The following is a 16834-nucleotide window of genomic DNA, read 5'->3' on the forward strand; positions in this document are numbered from 1 at the left end:
AACGCAAAGCACCGACATTCCTTTTCAATCTACCGGACATGGCTCCGGCCGGTGCGTCATTCTTTGCGAAAAAATCAGATGAACAGATTTCAGACTTACATACGTGAGTGGTTTTCCAATATTCGCGGCGATCTTCTTTCCGGCATCGTCGTGGCGCTCGCCCTTATTCCCGAAGCCATCGGCTTTTCCGTCATTGCCGGTGTCGATCCCAAAGTGGGGCTGTTCGCCTCCTTCGCCATCGCCTGCGTTTCGGCCTTCACCGGCGGCCGGCCGGGCATGATTTCGGCGGCAACCGCAGCCACAGCCGTGCTGATGGTCACGCTCGTCAAGGAGCACGGGCTGCAATATCTCTTTGCCGCCACCATTCTCATGGGCGTGCTGCAGATCGCGGCGGGTTTTGCGAAACTCGGCCGGGTGATGCGTTTCGTGTCACGCTCTGTCATGACCGGTTTCGTCAATGCACTGGCGATCCTGATCTTCATGGCGCAATTGCCCGAACTGATCGGCGTGCCGGTTGAAACCTATGTCATGATCGCGGCCGGTCTTGCGATCATCTATCTCTTTCCGCTGGTCACGAAGATCATCCCATCACCGCTGGTCGCCATCGTTGCCCTGACCTGCGTGGCGGTGTTCTCCGGCATGGACATCCGCACGGTCGGCGATCTCGGTGAGTTGCCGTCGACACTGCCGATCTTTGCATTGCCGCAGGTGCCGCTGACCTTCGAAACGTTGCAGATCATCTTTCCCTATTCCGTGGCGCTCGCCGCCGTTGGCCTGCTGGAATCGCTGCTGACGGCCCAGATCGTCGACGACATGACGGATACAGGCAGCAACAAGAGCCAGGAATGCATCGGGCAGGGGACGAGCAATATCGCATCTGCCCTCATCGGCGGCATGGGCGGCTGCGCCATGATTGGCCAGTCCGTCATCAATGTCAGCTCCGGCGGTCGTGGTCGCTTGTCCACTTTCGTCGCGGGTGCGTTCCTGCTGTTCCTCATTCTGGTGCTGGATGATCTCGTGCGCATCATTCCCATGGCGGCTCTGGTGGCTGTCATGATCATGGTGTCCATCGGCACCTTTTCGTGGCGTTCGATCCTTGATCTGCGCCGCAACCCGCCATCGTCAAGCATCGTTATGTTGGTAACCGTCGGCACGGTGCTCGCCACCCATGACCTTGCAAAGGGTGTGCTGGCGGGCGTGCTTCTTTCCGGCGTGTTTTTCGCGGGCAAGGTTTCCAAGCTCTTCCATGTCCGACCGGAGCTTTCAGACGATGGTCGCGAGCGGATCTACCGCGTCGATGGCGAGATTTTCTTCGCTTCGACGGAAAGCTTCATCGCCGCCTTCGATTTCGCCGACGAGGTGGAGGCGGTGACGATTGATGTCTCGGAGGCGCATCTGTGGGATATCTCCGCAGTCGGCGCGCTGGACAAGGTGGTCCTGAAATTCCGTAAGGTCGGCAGGCGGGTCGAAGTGATCGGCGTCAATGAGGCGAGCGCCCACATGATCGACCGTTTCGCCCTGCACGACAAGCAGGGTGCGGCGGCAGCCCCGCTGCATTGAGTACAAATAAAAAGCCCCGGCAGAACCGGGGCTTTTTTGTTTATTCGTTTGCCGTCACCGTCACGCCGAGCATTTTCGGCAGGGTGTTCGGTGCGCCCATCGCAGCGCCCATGATCATCGGGAACGGAACCGGCTTTTCCGGCTCTGCGGTGATCGAGAAGTTCTTCGGATTGTCGATATAGGTGTTGATCGCCGTCGACACCATGTTCTGCAATTCCGGTACGTTGAGCGAGGCCATCATGATCGGGGCCATGCCCTTGATGGTCTGGGCGAGCTGGTCGCTCGTCATGCCCTGCTGGCTTGCCGTGTAATCGATGGCGCGCTTGGTGATGCTGGCATCTTCGAAGCTGATCTCGGCATTGACGAAGGAAAGCTGCTGCATCAGGCCGAGCATGGCAAGGCTGGCTGCCTGGTCTGCCTGTTCCTTGTTCGGATTGGCGGCCTGCGCCTTCACCGTCTCCTGCATCGACTTGATGAAGGCAAGCGTGTAGCCGGAGAAGCCGAACGACATGTTGAGGCGGCCGACATTGTCGAGGTTGATGGCATATTCCTCGACATCAACGGTGCCGGAGGCAACTTCCCAGCTGCCGCTCATGGTCATGTCGCCGGAAAGGGCCTTGAGTTCGAGCTTCTCGATCGCGTCCTTCGTGGCCGGGTCGGTGACTTCGCTGAGATCGGCCTTGAAGCCGGATGCATCAAGTTCGAAACCGATCGAGGCCTTGTCATCGCTGACCGACATCGTCGCGGTGCTTTCCTCAAGTGAGAAAGCCGGCTTGCCGTCGATGGAAACCGAAACCGGGCCGCTATGTGCTTCGTCATAGAACATCAGCGCATCCACGGTGCCCGTGGTCGCATCAGCGGGAATGACGAGGCCCGACATGTAGATGTCGCTTGCCTTGATCTCCACGTTTTCCTGCTTGTAGTCGATATTGTCGAAACGGGCGTTCTTGATCGTGTAACCGCCGTTGTTTTCCTCGACGCCTTCAAGCGTGATGTTGCCGACCGGGATTTTCTTGGCGGGATCGGCGGCTGCGTTGAAGGTCACGCTGTTCAGCGTCACCGTCGAGCCGTTGACGGCAACCGAGCCGGCGGCGATCTCACCGCCCTGGGCGGCATAGGCTGCATTGATCTTCTTCAGCACATCCCCGCCGTCCAGCGCAAAAGCCGGTGCCGAAAGCGTAAGAAGCGCGGCACTCGCGAAAAGAACCTGCCGGGTGGATTTCAATCTCATGATGTTTCTTCCCTCAACGTACGGATGTGCACCCTGTCAGAATGCTAATGGTGATACTTATATTCACGATTATTCAAAGGTCTACAGAATTTAGATCGATTCCCATGACGGCGGCATTGCGGCATTTAGATCGCGGTTAACAAAAAACCTCACGAAAGAGGTGTTTTCATCCACAGGGCAGACCCCTGAATTTCTTGCCGGGAATCGGCATTTCCGCTAGTCAAGCACCATGGGAAAAAATCTTGTACCTCCGTCTGGCGGAGACGATAACATTCATCCGGTCGATTTGAAGGCGGCGCTTGAAGAGCGCTACCTCGCTTACGCCTTGTCCACGATCATGCATCGTGCGCTGCCGGATGTGCGTGACGGCCTGAAGCCGGTTCACCGCCGCATCATTCACGCCATGAGCGAAATGGGCATTCGTCCCAACTCGGCCTTCAAGAAATGCGCCCGTATCGTCGGTGACGTCATCGGTAAGTTCCACCCGCATGGCGACCAGTCGGTCTATGATGCGCTGGTGCGTCTCGCGCAGGATTTCTCGCAGCGTTATCCGATCGTCGACGGGCAGGGCAATTTCGGCAACATCGATGGCGACGGCGCTGCCGCCTATCGTTACACCGAAGCGCGCATGACCGATGTGGCGGCGCTGCTGCTGGAAGGCATCGGCGAGGATGCGGTGGATTTCCGCGCCACCTATAATGAAGAAGACGAGGAACCGGTGGTCCTGCCGGGTGCTTTCCCGAATCTTCTGGCCAATGGTGCCTCTGGCATTGCCGTGGGCATGGCGACATCGATCCCGCCGCACAATGCCCACGAACTCTGCGATGCGGCGCTGTATCTCATCAAGCATCCCGATGCGACGGTCGAAAAGCTGGTGGAGTTCATTCCCGGGCCCGATCTACCCACGGGTGGCGTGATCATCGAAAGCCGCGAGAATATTCTCGATGCCTACAAGACCGGCCGCGGCGGTTTCCGCGTGCGCGCCAAATGGGAAACGGAGGATCTCGGTCGCGGCGGTTATCAGATCGTCATCACCGAAATTCCCTTCCAGGTGCAGAAATCGCGGCTGATCGAAAAGATCGCCGAACTTCTGCTCGCCCGCAAGCTTCCGCTGCTGGAAGATGTTCGCGACGAATCCGCCGAAGACGTGCGCATCGTGCTGGTGCCGAAGAACCGCACCGTCGATGCGACGCTCCTGATGGAATCGCTGTTCCGCCTGTCCGACCTCGAAAGTCGCCTGCCGCTCAATATGAACGTGCTGTCGCTTGGCAAGGTGCCGAAGGTCATGGCGCTGAACGAAGTGCTGAGCGAATGGCTGGCGCACCGCAAGGACGTGCTGGTCCGCCGCTCCCGCCACCGTCTGGCCGCCATCGATCGCAGGCTCGAGATTCTGGGTGGCCTGCTGGTCGCCTATCTCAATCTGGATGAGGTAATCCGCATCATCCGCGAGGAGGACGAGCCGAAACAGGTGATGATGGCCAAGTGGTCACTCACCGACAACCAGGCCGAAGCCATTCTCAACATGCGGCTGCGCAATCTGCGCAAGCTCGAGGAATTCGAAATCCGCAAGGAGTTCGATGAACTCAGCAGTGAGAAGGCCGAAATCGAAGGTCTGCTCGCCTCCGACGACAAGCAGTGGCAAACTGTCGCCTGGGAAATCGGCGAGGTCAAAAAGAAATATGCCAAGGCAACCGAGATCGGCCGTCGCCGCACGCAGTTCGCGGATGCGCCGGATGCCGATATCGAGGCCATCCAGCAGGCGATGATCGAAAAGGAACCGGTCACCATCGTCATTTCGCAGAAGGGCTGGATCAGGGCGTTGAAGGGCCACATGTCCGATACGTCGACCCTGACCTTCAAGGAAGGCGACGGCCCGAAGCTTGCCTTCCCGGCGCAGACCACCGACAAGCTGCTGCTTTTGACCACCGGCGGCAAGGCCTATACGCTCGGCGCCGACAAGCTGCCGGGTGGGCGCGGCCATGGCGAGCCGATCCGCATCATGGTCGACATGGAGAACGATCAGGACATCCTGACCGCCTTCGTCCATGATCCCTCACGCAAGCTGTTGCTCGTCTCCACCGCTGGCAACGGTTTCATCGTGGCGGAAAGCGAAATGGTTGCAAATACCCGCAAGGGCAAGCAGATCATGAATGTCTCCATGCCTGACGAAGCCAAGCTGGCGGTGCCGGTGACGGGCGACCATGTCGCTGTCGTCGGCGAAAACCGCAAGCTTTTGGCCTTCCCGCTGTCGCAAGTGCCGGAAATGTCACGCGGCAAGGGCGTGCGCCTGCAACGCTACAAGGATGGCGGCGTTGTCGACGTTAAATGTTTCGCGCTTGCCGAAGGCTTGTCCTGGTCCGACACGGCCGGGCGTCTCTTCAACAAGGTGGGTGAAGAACTGCGCGAATGGCTGGCCGACCGTGCCACCGTTGGCCGCACCGTGCCGAAGGGTTTTCCACGTAGCGGGAAATTTGGCGGGTAATATTGAAGTGGCGTCCCGGAAGTTTATTCGGGACGTCTTTCGTGTGTTTTTGCTATCCGAATTGAATAGGACGTGGCGACCCCGTTATTCTTCGTCAGGGTGATAAACCTCCCACCCGCGCGGCGTCAGATGTTCCTGCGGGTGATAGCGGGTCTTGTAGCCCATCTTTTCCGAACCATCGACCCAATAGCCGAGATAGACATGCGGCAGGCCAAGCGCGCGGGTGCGGGTGATGTGGTCGATGATCATGAAGGTGCCGAGCGAGCGCTTTTCGAGATCGGGATTAAAGAAGGAATAGACCATCGACAGGCCGTCGCTCATCACGTCGCTGAGCGCCACGGCCAGCAACTCGCCGCGTTTGCTGGAATCAATGCCGGAGCCCGGTTCGCGCACGCGGTATTCGATGATGCGGGTGTTCACATGCGTGTCTTCGACCATGATCGCATAGTCCAGCGCCGACATATCGGACATTCCGCCAGACTGATGGCGGTGGTCGAGATAACGGCGGAACAGGGAGAACTGCTCGGTGGAAGGTTCGGCGGCGTGAACGGTGGCGACGACATCCTTGTTGATGGATAACACGCGCCGCATCGATTTCGTCGGCTGGAACTGCTCGGTCAGGATACGCACGGAAACGCAGGCGCGGCAGTTTTCGCAGGCCGGGCGATAGGCGATGTTTTGCGAACGCCTGAAGCCGCCCTGGGTCAGAAGGTCGTTCATTTCCGAGGCGCGCGGGCCAACCAGGTGCGTAAAGACCTTCCGCTCCATCTGGTTCGGCAGATAGGGGCAGGTGGCCGGCGCCGTAAGATAGAATTGGGGGGAGGGCGTCGCCTGCGTGTTCATCGAACCGTGATCGCCTCCTGCGTCTGTTATGAAAGCGCGCCGCGATTTCACGGGGTTGGCGGCGGCGCTTCAAGCGACATGCATAATGTCACAGAATGGCAAAATGACGGAAAACGTCAACTGCGGGATGAGGTATTTACCGCCTTTAAAAGCCACGTTTTCGTGGCTTTCCTCGATATCAGCGTGTTCTGACCATGACGGTGCCGAGCAGGAAGTCGTGAACGAGGCGCGAGCGCTCGGTAAACAGGCCTGCGAGCAGTATCAGCGGCGTCAGAACCGAATTGATGACCCAGAACAGCACGATGTGCACGGTCGCCAGCAGAAAATCGATTCGCCGTCCATCCATGCGCGCCATGGCGATGCCCATCGCCCGCATGCCGGGTGTGGCCTGCGAGGGACCGCCGAGTGATACGCCGAAATAAAGCACCGCGACGATGACGAACAGCGCCGGGTAGAGGAAGAAGCCGAGGCCCAGCGTGATCACGCCAAGAAAGAAGACGATCACGGCGGCCGGAATGCAAAGCAGCAGAACGATCGCGTAATCGATCAGGAACGCGAAGACGCGCCGGCTCAGGACGCCGCTATAGGCGCGCCAGTCGTCCGGTGCGGCATAGGTGGGGTTCTGGTCGAGGCTCATCGGTCGTTTTCTCCTGAGAAGGTCTGACAGCGCGGCATATATGCCGTGTCAGCAGACAATATGGGAAGAAAACGACCGAATACAATAAGAGATGGCCGTCAGCCCTTTGCGAGTTTGCGTGCAGCCTCGATGGCAAAATAGCTCAAGATGCCATCGCAGCCTGCACGCTTGAAACAGAGAAGCGTTTCCATCATCACCCGTTCGCCGTCGATCCAGCCATTCATGGCCGCCGCCTTGATCTGGGTATATTCGCCGGACACCTGATAGGCGAAAGTCGGCAGCCCAAAATTCTCCTTCAGCCGCCAGCAGATGTCGAGATAGGGCAGGCCGGGTTTGACCATCAGCATATCCGCGCCTTCCTCCACATCGAGCGCCGCATCACGGATCGCTTCCATGCCGTTGGCAGGGCTGATGTAATAGCTATTCTTGTCGCCCTTCAGCAGGCCGGCCGTGGAGATGGCCTCGCGATAGGGGCCATAATAGCCGGAGGCGAATTTCGTTGCGTAAGCCATGATGCCGACATTCTGGTGCCCGGCGGCATCAAGGCCGCGACGAATGGCGCCGATGCGGCCATCCATCATTTCCGACGGAGAAATAATGTCCGAACCGGCCTCGGCCTGCAGGATCGCCGCCCTGACGACCTGATCGACCGTCTCGTCATTGACGATCTCGTCGCCGCGCAAAATGCCGTCATGCCCGTGGCTGGTGAAGGGGTCGAGCGCGACATCGGTGATCATGCCGATATTTGGAACGGCTTTTTTGACCGCGATCGTCGCCTGATTGATGAGATTGTTGGCCTCGAGCGCATTAGAGCCGGTCTCGTCACGCAGATCCATCTCGATATTCGGGAAGGTGGCGATTGCCGGAATGCCGAGGTCGGCGGCTTCCTTCGCCGCTTCGACGAGCTTGTCGATACTCATGCGGTTGACGCCGGGCATCGCCGGAATGGGATCGAGGATATTGCTGCCGGGTACGATGAAGACCGGCCAGATGAGATCGTCGACGGTCAGGCGGTTCTCCTGCACCAGACGGCGCGTCCAATCCGCCTTGCGATTGCGCCGCATGCGGCGATGGCCGGTGATCTCGTCGACCAGATGCGTTTTGTCCTGCATGTCAGAATGTCCTTCGGTCAAATTTCGCAAGCTGCATAACATGAAGCATGCGCCGTGCGAATGCGACAATGTCGCCCTGGCTTTCCCTCTTGCCTGCCTTGCCGGGAAGCGATGCTTTGACAAGGTAGACCACCGGATTCAATATGGGCTGGTCGCCCGCCCGTCGAGACCGTATCTTCCGGCCATGGAACCTGATTCTCAACCTCTGCCGAAGCGTCCGCTTACGGAAATCCTCTTTCTGGTCTTCATGAGGCTGGTCGCGGTCTCCTGTTTCTGGTTCGGCCTGCAATATTGGGCAATGCTCACGGGGTACTCGCTGGGCGGGCAGGGGCGGTTCGATATGCTGAACCTGCCCTGGCGGGTAGCGGGCAGTGCACTGGCGGTTATTTTCCCGGTTGCGGCACTCGGCCTCTGGCTTGGCGCCTCTTGGGGCGCTGTCATGTGGGTCATGGGGGCAGGCGCGCAGATCGCCATGTATAAGGTATGGCCACATATCTTCGGCGCCAACACGCTGGTACCCGTCATGCACGGTCTCGTGGCAACCATTTATATACTATTTCTGGTCGCTTTCTGGCTGGATCACCGCCAGAATGAAGAACGCGCAAGAATTGATTTACCATAAGAATAAAGCAATGCGGCCTGTTTTCAGGCCGTTTTTTATCCCTAAGTCATTGATTTATAATGCATGACCTCTGGCCATTCCCGCTTCGCCACAAGTTGGGTCCTCCAGGGAAAATGCAGGTAACCATTTGTTAATCGTAGCTTTTAAGTAGAATTTTATGCGCATTGATTAGGTTCTCACTCAAGGCGGGAGACAAACAAACACACCGCCAAACAAAACAGTGAGGCAGTCATGATCAATAGCAAAGTTAAGCCGCAGGCCGTTGTTGCCGACGCACACGAAGATACCATCCGTTCGCTCTACATGGAGTCGCTGCATCTGGTGGAACGTCTCCACCGCCGCCTCCTCGATGTCATCAAGGACGAGTTCGATCGTCAGGGTCGTGATGACGTCAACGCCGTACAGGCTCTCCTGCTGTTCAACATCGGCAATTCCGAATTGACGGCCGGTGAACTTCGCTCCCGCGGTTATTACCTCGGCTCGAACGTTTCCTACAACGTCAAGAAGCTGGTCGACCTCGGTCTCATCAACCACCAGCGTTCGCGTGTCGACCGCCGCTCGGTCCGCATCAGCCTGACCGAAGAAGGCCAGGCCATCGCCGAAACGGTTGCCCGCCTTTATGAACGCCACGTCGGCTCGATCGAAAAGGTCGGCGGCATCGGCACCGGCGAGTTCTCTGAAATGAACAAGCTGCTGCAGCGCCTCGATCGCTTCTGGAACGACTCGATCGCTTATCGTCTCTAATATCCGCGACGGTTTCACTGTTTAAGCCGGGGGCATCGCTTTGCCTCCGGCTTGCGGATTCCGCGCAACGCCGGCGCTTGTTTTTCATGTCAAGCCCGTTGCCTTATCCGAGCCTTCGCCTTTGTTTTCAGGCAACACAGCTTTGTGAGAAAAGGCTCGTGACACGAATTGGCCATATTGATATGGGACCGGCAAGGGTGAGGGAGCCGGCTGTTTCTCCTGCTGTCGCGGCAAGTCCCGACTGTTCCGCCAGACTGTAGCGCCCAGACCCTGGGCCTCGAGCATTACCGGCCGGCAGGCACGTTGTACGTGTTTGTTAATCATATTGATTTAGGCATTGTTGAGAATGCCGAAGAGAGTGGCTGGTAGGTAGAATGACAAAGAAATCCGTTTCCGATTCCGTATCGCGCCGCGCGCTTCTGCGCTCAGCCGTTTCCGTTGGTGTTGCAGCACTTGCCGCGCCGGCCTTGGCGCAAAATGCGCTGAACGACCTCATGGGTTCGTCACGCCGCGGCAACTGGGATGACCAGTTCGACGCCAATACGTCGCGTTCCGCCGTCGGCGTCGTTTCCAACAATCCGGTTCTCGGTCGGGAAGCACCGGTCTACATGCAGCAGGCGATCATGCAATATCAGCAGATCGTCCAGAATGGCGGCTGGCCGGATGTGCCCGTCAGCCAGCAGCGCCTTCAGATCGGCGTCTCCGACCCCTCCGTACAGGCGCTTCGCCAGCGACTGATGGTGTCCGGCGACCTGCCGCGCGAAGCCGGCATTTCGAGCGCCTTCGATAGTTACGTCGATGGTGCGCTGAAACGCTTCCAGGCCCGCCATGGTCTTCCGGCCGATGGTGTCAGCGGTGAATATACCACCAAGGCGCTCAATGTTTCGGCCCAGATTCGTCTGGCGCAATTGCAGACCAACCTCGTGCGCATTCAGTCCATGTCGGGCGATCTCGGTCCGCGTCACCTGATGGTCAATATTCCGGCCGCTGCCATCGAAGCGGTGGAGAATGAACGCGTCGTCCTGCGCAACACGGCCGTCGTCGGCCGCGCCAGCCGCCCGACGCATGTCATCAATTCCAAGATTTACGAGGTCATCCTCAACCCTTACTGGACCGCGCCGCGCTCGATCATCGAGAAGGATATCGTGCCGCTGATGCAGAAGGACCCGACCTATCTGGAGCGGAACAATATCCGCCTCATCGATGGCAAGGGACAGGAAGTGCCGCCGACTGCGGTCGACTGGTTCGCGCCGAAGGCCCCGAACCTGATGTTCCGTCAGGACCCCGGCAAGATCAACGCCATGTCTTCGACGAAGATCAACTTCCACAATCCGAACAACGAATATATGCACGACACGCCGCAGCAGGGCTTGTTCAACAAGCTGATGCGTTTCGAATCCTCCGGCTGCGTGCGCGTGCAGAATGTGCGCGACCTCACAAGCTGGCTGCTGCGCGACACGCCCGGCTGGTCGCGTCAGGAAATGGAACGCGTCATCGCCACCCGCGTCAACACGCCGATCAAGCTGGCGCAGGAAGTGCCGGTTTATTTCGTCTACATCACCGCATGGTCGGCGAAGGACGGCGTGGTGCAGTTCCGCGATGACATCTATGAAAAGGATGGCAACGCCGAACTGGCGCTCAACACCACGAGCGGCATGGAGCAGCCGGCCGGCGCTGTTGATGACGACCTTCTGCCGCGCAACTGATCGGCGCTTTTATCGATGAAAACAGGCCGCATCTTCGGGTGCGGCTTTTTTCTTGATGATTTTCTGAGAACAGCTGCCGTTTTTTGTCGCAACGTCGCGTTTTGACGGGCAAATCTCGCACCTCGTATTGCTCTTGTCCGGGCGGAACGCTAAGACGCCATCGCATTACTGTTTCAGGAGCCTTCACCATGTCGAACACAGATGCTTTCTTCTCCCGTCCGCTTGCCGAAGTTGATCCGGATATTTTCGGCTCGATCGAGAAGGAACTGGGTCGCCAGCGCCACGAGATCGAACTGATCGCCTCGGAAAACATCGTTTCCCGCGCCGTGCTTGAAGCGCAGGGTTCGATCATGACCAACAAATATGCCGAAGGTTACCCGGGCAAGCGTTATTACGGCGGCTGCCAGTTCGTCGACATCGCTGAAGAGCTTGCCATCGAGCGCGCCAAGAAGCTGTTCGGCGTCAACTTCGCCAACGTCCAGCCGAATTCCGGTTCGCAGATGAACCAGGCCGTGTTCCTCGCGCTGCTGCAGCCGGGTGATACCTTCATGGGTCTCGACCTGAACTCGGGAGGTCACCTGACCCACGGTTCGCCGGTCAACATGTCCGGCAAATGGTTCAACGTCGTGTCCTACGGCGTGCGCGAAGGCGACAACCTGCTCGACATGGACGAAGTGGAGCGCAAGGCCAAGGAAACCCGGCCGAAGCTGATCCTCGCCGGCGGCACCGCCTATTCCCGCGTCTGGGACTGGAAGCGTTTCCGCGAGATCGCCGATGAAGTCGGCGCTTACCTGATGGTCGACATGGCCCACATCGCCGGCCTCGTTGCCGGTGGCCAGCATCCGTCGCCGTTCCCGCATTGCCATGTTGCAACGACGACGACGCACAAGTCGCTGCGCGGCCCGCGTGGCGGCATGATCCTCACCAATGAAGAGGATCTGGCCAAGAAGTTCAACTCGGCCGTCTTCCCCGGCCTGCAGGGCGGCCCGCTGATGCACGTCATCGCCGCCAAGGCCGTCGCCTTCGGCGAAGCGCTGAAGCCCGAGTTCAAGGACTATGCCGCACAGGTCGTCAAGAACGCCAAGGCACTGGCCGAAACCCTGATCGAAGGCGGTCTGGATGTCGTTTCCGGCGGCACGGACAACCATCTGATGCTGGTCGACCTTCGCAAGAAGAACGCCACCGGCAAGCGTGCGGAAGCAGCGCTCGGCCGCGCCTACATCACCTGCAACAAGAACGGCATTCCTTTCGATCCGGAAAAGCCCTTCGTCACCTCCGGTGTCCGTCTTGGCACGCCGGCCGGCACGACGCGCGGTTTCAAGGAAGCGGAATTCCGCGAAATCGGCAAGCTGATCGTCGAGGTTCTCGACGGCTTGAAGGTTGCCAATTCGGACGAGGGCAACGCCTCCGTCGAAGCTGCGGTACGTGAAAAGGTCGTCGGCCTGACCGACCGTTTCCCGATGTACCCGTACATGTAAGGAAAAAAGACGATGCGCTGCCCATTTTGCGGTTCCGAAGACACACAGGTCAAGGACTCGCGTCCGGCGGAGGACAACACCTCCATCCGCCGGCGGCGCATCTGCCCCGATTGCGGCGGCCGCTTTACGACCTATGAGCGCGTGCAACTACGTGAGCTGATGGTCATCAAGAAAAGCGGCCGCAAGCTGCCCTTCGACCGGGAAAAGCTGGTGCGATCCTTCGAGATCGCGCTGCGCAAGCGCCCGGTTGATCGCGACCGGATCGAGCGGGCCGTGTCAGGCATTGCCCGTCGTCTCGAAAGCTCCGGCGAGACGGAAATTCCCTCGGAAGAAATCGGCCTGCAGGTTCTCGAAGCGCTGAAAAGCCTCGATGACGTGGCCTTCGTGCGTTATGCCTCGGTCTATCGCGATTTCAGCCATGCCGAGGATTTTGAAAACGTGATTGCCGAAATCAACGCCAAGATCGCCCGCGACACGGACGCCGGAGTCTAGCCGTGACGAGCCGTGCCGATGACGAAAGGTTCATGGCCCGCGCCATCGAGGTTTCGCTTCGCCACCAGGGCCAGACGCTGACCAACCCCTCCGTGGGCTGTGTTCTCGTCAAGGACGGGAAAATCATCGCCGAAGCGGTGACTGCCATTGGCGGTCGCCCGCATGCCGAACGTCAGGCGCTGGAAATCGCCGGCGAGGCGGCCCGTGGTGCTACCGCCTATGTGACGCTCGAACCATGCTCGCACTGGGGCAAAACCCCGCCATGCGCCAATGCCCTGGTGGAATACGGCGTCGCCCGTGTCGTGGTGGCAGTGGATGATCCGGATGAGCGTGTTTCCGGCCGTGGTTATACGATTTTGCGCGATGCCGGCATTGTCGTGGAAACCGGCCTGCTGCGTGATGAGGGTAAGAGGGCGCTTGCCGGTTACCTCACACGCCAGATGAAAAAACGCCCGCATGTGATTCTGAAGCTTGCCGTTTCCGCCGATGGCATGATCGGCAGGAAAGGCGAGGGGCAGGTGGCGATCACCGGTCCCGAGGCCCGCCATGCCGTGCATGAGCTGCGGGCGCGTTGCGATTGTATTCTCGTCGGCATCAGGACAGCGATTGCGGATGATCCGGAGCTGACGGTGCGGATCACCGGCATGGAGCAGCGCTCGCCGGTGCGCATCGTGCTGGACCGGCAGTTTGAATTGCCGTTGACGTCGAAGCTGGTGCGGAGTGCGCGGGAGGTGCCGGTGGTGGTTGCGGCTTTACTCCCCTCTGCCCTGCCAGGTATCTCCCCCACAAGGGGAGAGATCGACGGAGCGCCGTCTAGCCCGCTTTCCAACGAAGGCGAATGGGAAACCGGGAAAAAATTTACGCGAGCGGCTAGCCCCTTGCCGATCTCCCCCCTTGAGGGGGAGATGCCCGGCAGGGCAGAGGGGGGTAACCGCGAGTCAAAGCGCCAACTCCTCACCAACGCCGGCGTCCAGATCCTCGAAGCCACAACCCTCGAAAACCTCCTCCACGTCCTTGCCGATAGCGGCATGTCGGAACTTCTGGTCGAAGGCGGTGCCTTTGCCGCAAAATCATTCCTTGAAGCCGGGCTGGTGGACCGTATCATTCTGTTCGAAAGCCCTGTCGTGATCGGTGAGGGCGGCATTGAAACGCCGCTCCGCCGTGCCGATATCACGGGCGATTATGCTTTGGTCAGTGAAACCGCCTATGGGCCGGATCGCTGCTTCGATTATGAAAGGCCGATTTGATGTTTACCGGAATTGTCACCGACGTTGGAACCGTTTCCGAGCTGGAAGCCCTGGCTGAAGGCATTCGTCTGCGGGTGGCGACGAATTACGATCCCAAGACCATCGATATGGGCGCATCTATCTCCCATGGCGGTATTTGCCTGACGGTGACGAGGCTGCCGGAAGACGGCAGCAACGAGCGCTGGTATGAGGTCGAGGCCTGGGAAGAGGCGCTGCGCCTGACGACGATTGCCGGCTGGAAACAGGGCACCCATGTCAATCTGGAGCGGGCGCTGAAGATCGGCGACGAGCTTGGCGGTCACATCGTCTCCGGCCATGTCGATGGCAAGGCGGAAATCCTGGCCGTGGAGCCGGAAGGCGAAGCGGTACGTATCCGCCTGCGCGCACCGGACCATCTGGCGAAATTCGTGGCGCCCAAGGGTTCCGTGGCGCTCGACGGCACTTCGCTGACCGTCAATGCCGTCGAAGGCACCGATTTCGACGTGCTGCTCATCCGCCACACGCTCACTGTGACGACGTGGGGCGAGCGCCAGCCCGGCGATTTCGTCAATTTCGAAGTCGATACGATGGCGCGCTATGCCGCACGGCTTGCGGAATTTCCATCGGCGTAAGCTGGCGAGGCTCGGCGCTTTATTATGTTCGCGGACTCTTCCTTCTCCCGTCATTCCGGCCTTGAGCCGGAATCCAGCCAGCCCAAGTCCTTGGGCTGAGAAGACTCCTTTCGCCGCACAGACGCGCGTCGGCTGGATGCCGGATCAAGTCCGGCATGACGGAGGAGGAGCAGCGAGTTTGATCGTGATCGGTGTTGGTCGCCGCCACACTTCCGGTCGAACCGGAAAGATTGTAAAGACGTCATTCAGCCGTTTGAGATCGACTGCGCGCCAAACAGGGTAGGGAACATACATCATGCCGTCTTTTGAACTGCTGACAGCCTTTTTCATAACCACCGCCCTGTTCGCCTATATTCCCGGTCCGGCCATGCTTTACGCGGCGGCACAGACCATGGCGCGGGGTCGGTTTGCCGGGCTGATGGCGGTACTCGGCATCCATGTCGGCTGCTATTTTCATATCTTCGCCGCTGCGGCCGGTCTCTCCGTGCTGTTTCAGGCGGTGCCATGGCTTTACCTCGCGGTGAAGCTGTGCGGCGCGCTTTATCTTATCTGGCTGGGTTTCTCGATGCTGCGCAGCAAGCTGGAAGGCGAGGCGGTCAATCTGACCATCGAGCCGAAATCGGCGCGTCGGGCCTTCATCGACAGTATCATCGTTGATGTCCTCAATCCGAAGACGGCGCTGTTCTTCTTGGCCTTCCTGCCGCAATTCGTCGATCCGGCGGCCGCTTTTCCGGTCTGGTTGCAATTCCTGATCCTCGGCATCGCCGTCAATTTCATTTTCTCCTCCGCTGATCTCGTCGGCGTGCTTCTGGCGGGCGCCATGGTCGGGCGTCTGAAGCGGTCGAGCGCCGTGCAGGCTCTGGCCCGGCGCGCCGCCGGAACGGTGCTGATGGGGCTTGGCGTGCATCTGGCTTTCCAGAAAAGCTGATTTTTCAGCCGCGCCGCATAGACATCAAGCCTTGCGGGATACCCCGCAAACGGGCCATGCTGCGTGGGCGATGCATGAAAATACTTGCCAAGAACGGCCAGCCGTGGTTTGACCGCCGCAAAAGCCGGTATGATCCGGCGTAAAGCTTTTCGGGAAAATCCCCAGGAACCCTCACATGTCCAAACCTCATCTTCTTATCGTGGAAGCACGTTTTTACGACGATATGGCGGATGCCCTTCTCGAAGGCGCGAAGTTCGCGCTTGATGAGGCCGGCGCCACCTATGACGTCATCACCGTTCCCGGCGCGCTGGAAATTCCCGCCGCCATCGCCATGGCGCTTGATGGCGCCGACAATGACGGCACGGAATATGACGGCTTCGTCGCACTCGGCATGGTCATTCGCGGCGAGACCTACCACTTCGATATCGTCTCCAACGAATCCTCCCGCGCCCTGATGGATCTTGCCGTCAGCGAATCGCTGCCGATCGGCAACGGCATCCTCACCGTTGAAAATGACGAGCAGGCCTGGGCGCGCGTGCGTCGTTCCGACAAGGACAAGGGCGGTTTTGCCGCCCGTGCGGCGCTGACCATGATCGAGTTGAAGAAGAAACTGGGTGGCTGAGCGCATGTCGAATGTTGATAATGGCGGCGAACCGCGCCAGCCTTCGGTAAAGCCGGCCAACCAGCGCGGCGCGGCCCGCCTTGCGGCCGTGCAGGCGCTGTACCAGATGGATGTCGGCGGCACCGGCGTGATGGAAGTGGTGGCCGAATATGAGGCGCACCGTCTCGGTCAGGAAGTCGATGGCGATACCTATCTGAAGGCCGATCCGTCGTGGTTCCGCTCCATCGTCTCCGGCGTCGTCCGTGACCAGACGAAGATCGACCCACTGGTGCGTTCCGCCCTTCTGGAAGACTGGCCGCTGTCGCGTCTCGATGCCACCGTGCGCGCCATTCTTCGCGCCGGCACCTTCGAGATCCTTGAGCGTAATGACGTACCGGTCGCCGTCATCGTCACGGAATATGTTGAAATCGCCCGCGCTTTCTTCGAACACGACGAGCCGAAGCTGGTGAATGCGGTGCTTGACCGCATCGCCAAGCAGGTGCGCGGCGAGGCAAAACGCTAAAATACATTATGTGAGGA

Annotated in this window: 16 protein-coding genes and 1 other annotated feature (1 of these 17 only partly in view); of the genes, 12 read left to right on the forward strand and 4 right to left on the reverse strand. The window is 59.3% G+C overall.

Annotated features, from left to right (window positions below; genetic code table 11):
- Positions 1–4: a sequence feature (sul1 is cis-regulatory element that is thought to sense ions involved in sulfur or methionine metabolism; They are found in Alphaproteobacteria), on the forward strand; it begins 52 nt to the left of the window's first position.
- A 74-nt stretch (positions 5–78) separates the two neighbouring features.
- Entirely contained in the window at positions 79–1560 is a 1482-nt protein-coding gene (locus PL640_RS05365) for a SulP family inorganic anion transporter (RefSeq protein ID WP_271361029.1), read from the forward strand.
- 40 nt (positions 1561–1600) lie between these two features.
- On the opposite strand, the gene PL640_RS05370 is transcribed toward PL640_RS05365, so the two are convergent.
- Positions 1601–2791, reverse strand: a complete 1191-nt coding sequence (locus tag PL640_RS05370; protein ID WP_142839541.1) for a hypothetical protein — start codon at positions 2789–2791, stop codon at positions 1601–1603.
- A 229-nt stretch (positions 2792–3020) separates the two neighbouring features.
- Here PL640_RS05370 and parC point away from each other — a divergent pair, with 229 nt between their 5' ends.
- A complete protein-coding gene (parC, locus tag PL640_RS05375) occupies positions 3021–5273 on the forward strand; it encodes a DNA topoisomerase IV subunit A (protein ID WP_142839542.1) in 2253 nt (750 codons plus the stop codon).
- An 84-nt stretch (positions 5274–5357) separates the two neighbouring features.
- Here parC and PL640_RS05380 read toward each other — a convergent pair whose 3' ends face one another.
- The 3 genes from PL640_RS05380 to hemB all read right to left on the reverse strand — a co-directional run bounded on the left by PL640_RS05380 (position 5358) and on the right by hemB (position 7865).
- A complete protein-coding gene (locus tag PL640_RS05380) occupies positions 5358–6116 on the reverse strand; it encodes an arginyltransferase (RefSeq protein WP_271361030.1) in 759 nt (252 codons plus the stop codon).
- Positions 6117–6294: 178 nt separating this feature from the next.
- Positions 6295–6753, reverse strand: a complete 459-nt coding sequence (locus tag PL640_RS05385; RefSeq protein ID WP_046798865.1) for an RDD family protein — start codon at positions 6751–6753, stop codon at positions 6295–6297.
- 98 nt (positions 6754–6851) lie between these two features.
- Positions 6852–7865, reverse strand: a complete 1014-nt coding sequence (gene hemB / locus PL640_RS05390) for a porphobilinogen synthase (protein WP_046798866.1) — start codon at positions 7863–7865, stop codon at positions 6852–6854.
- Positions 7866–8049: 184 nt separating this feature from the next.
- Between hemB and PL640_RS05395 the strand changes: the two genes are divergently transcribed.
- From PL640_RS05395 to nusB, 10 genes are all read left to right on the forward strand, one after another.
- Entirely contained in the window at positions 8050–8487 is a 438-nt protein-coding gene (locus PL640_RS05395; protein WP_046798867.1) for a DUF6163 family protein, read from the forward strand.
- A gap of 234 nt (positions 8488–8721) precedes the next feature.
- On the forward strand, positions 8722–9231 hold the full coding sequence (gene ldtR, locus PL640_RS05400; RefSeq protein WP_169539083.1) for a transcriptional regulator LdtR: 510 nt from the start codon (positions 8722–8724) through the stop codon (positions 9229–9231).
- Between the two features lie 374 nt (positions 9232–9605).
- Complete coding sequence (locus tag PL640_RS05405; protein WP_142839547.1) at positions 9606–10937, forward strand: L,D-transpeptidase family protein; 1332 nt, start codon at positions 9606–9608, stop codon at positions 10935–10937.
- 188 nt (positions 10938–11125) lie between these two features.
- The gene (gene glyA, locus PL640_RS05410) at positions 11126–12415 is read left to right on the forward strand and encodes a serine hydroxymethyltransferase (RefSeq protein ID WP_271361031.1); all 1290 of its coding nucleotides are present in this window, start codon (positions 11126–11128) and stop codon (positions 12413–12415) included.
- 12 nt (positions 12416–12427) lie between these two features.
- Entirely contained in the window at positions 12428–12907 is a 480-nt protein-coding gene (gene nrdR / locus PL640_RS05415) for a transcriptional regulator NrdR (protein WP_006312828.1), read from the forward strand.
- Between the two features lie 2 nt (positions 12908–12909).
- Entirely contained in the window at positions 12910–14154 is a 1245-nt protein-coding gene (ribD, locus tag PL640_RS05420; RefSeq protein ID WP_271361032.1) for a bifunctional diaminohydroxyphosphoribosylaminopyrimidine deaminase/5-amino-6-(5-phosphoribosylamino)uracil reductase RibD, read from the forward strand.
- Positions 14154–14765, forward strand: coding sequence for a riboflavin synthase (locus PL640_RS05425; protein WP_110759266.1), 612 nt, complete (start codon positions 14154–14156; stop codon positions 14763–14765). Before ribD ends, PL640_RS05425 begins: the two co-directional genes overlap by 1 nt.
- 295 nt (positions 14766–15060) lie before the next feature.
- Complete coding sequence (locus PL640_RS05430) at positions 15061–15693, forward strand: LysE family translocator (RefSeq protein WP_065115375.1); 633 nt, start codon at positions 15061–15063, stop codon at positions 15691–15693.
- 175 nt (positions 15694–15868) lie between these two features.
- Positions 15869–16315, forward strand: a complete 447-nt coding sequence (locus PL640_RS05435) for a 6,7-dimethyl-8-ribityllumazine synthase (RefSeq protein WP_020809943.1) — start codon at positions 15869–15871, stop codon at positions 16313–16315.
- A 4-nt stretch (positions 16316–16319) separates the two neighbouring features.
- On the forward strand, positions 16320–16817 hold the full coding sequence (nusB, locus tag PL640_RS05440; RefSeq protein WP_046798873.1) for a transcription antitermination factor NusB: 498 nt from the start codon (positions 16320–16322) through the stop codon (positions 16815–16817).
- Positions 16818–16834: the final 17 nt, after the last annotated feature.

The organism is Agrobacterium sp. ST15.16.024, from assembly GCF_027956545.1.
GTDB classification, from domain to species: Bacteria; Pseudomonadota; Alphaproteobacteria; order Rhizobiales; family Rhizobiaceae; genus Agrobacterium; species Agrobacterium cucumeris.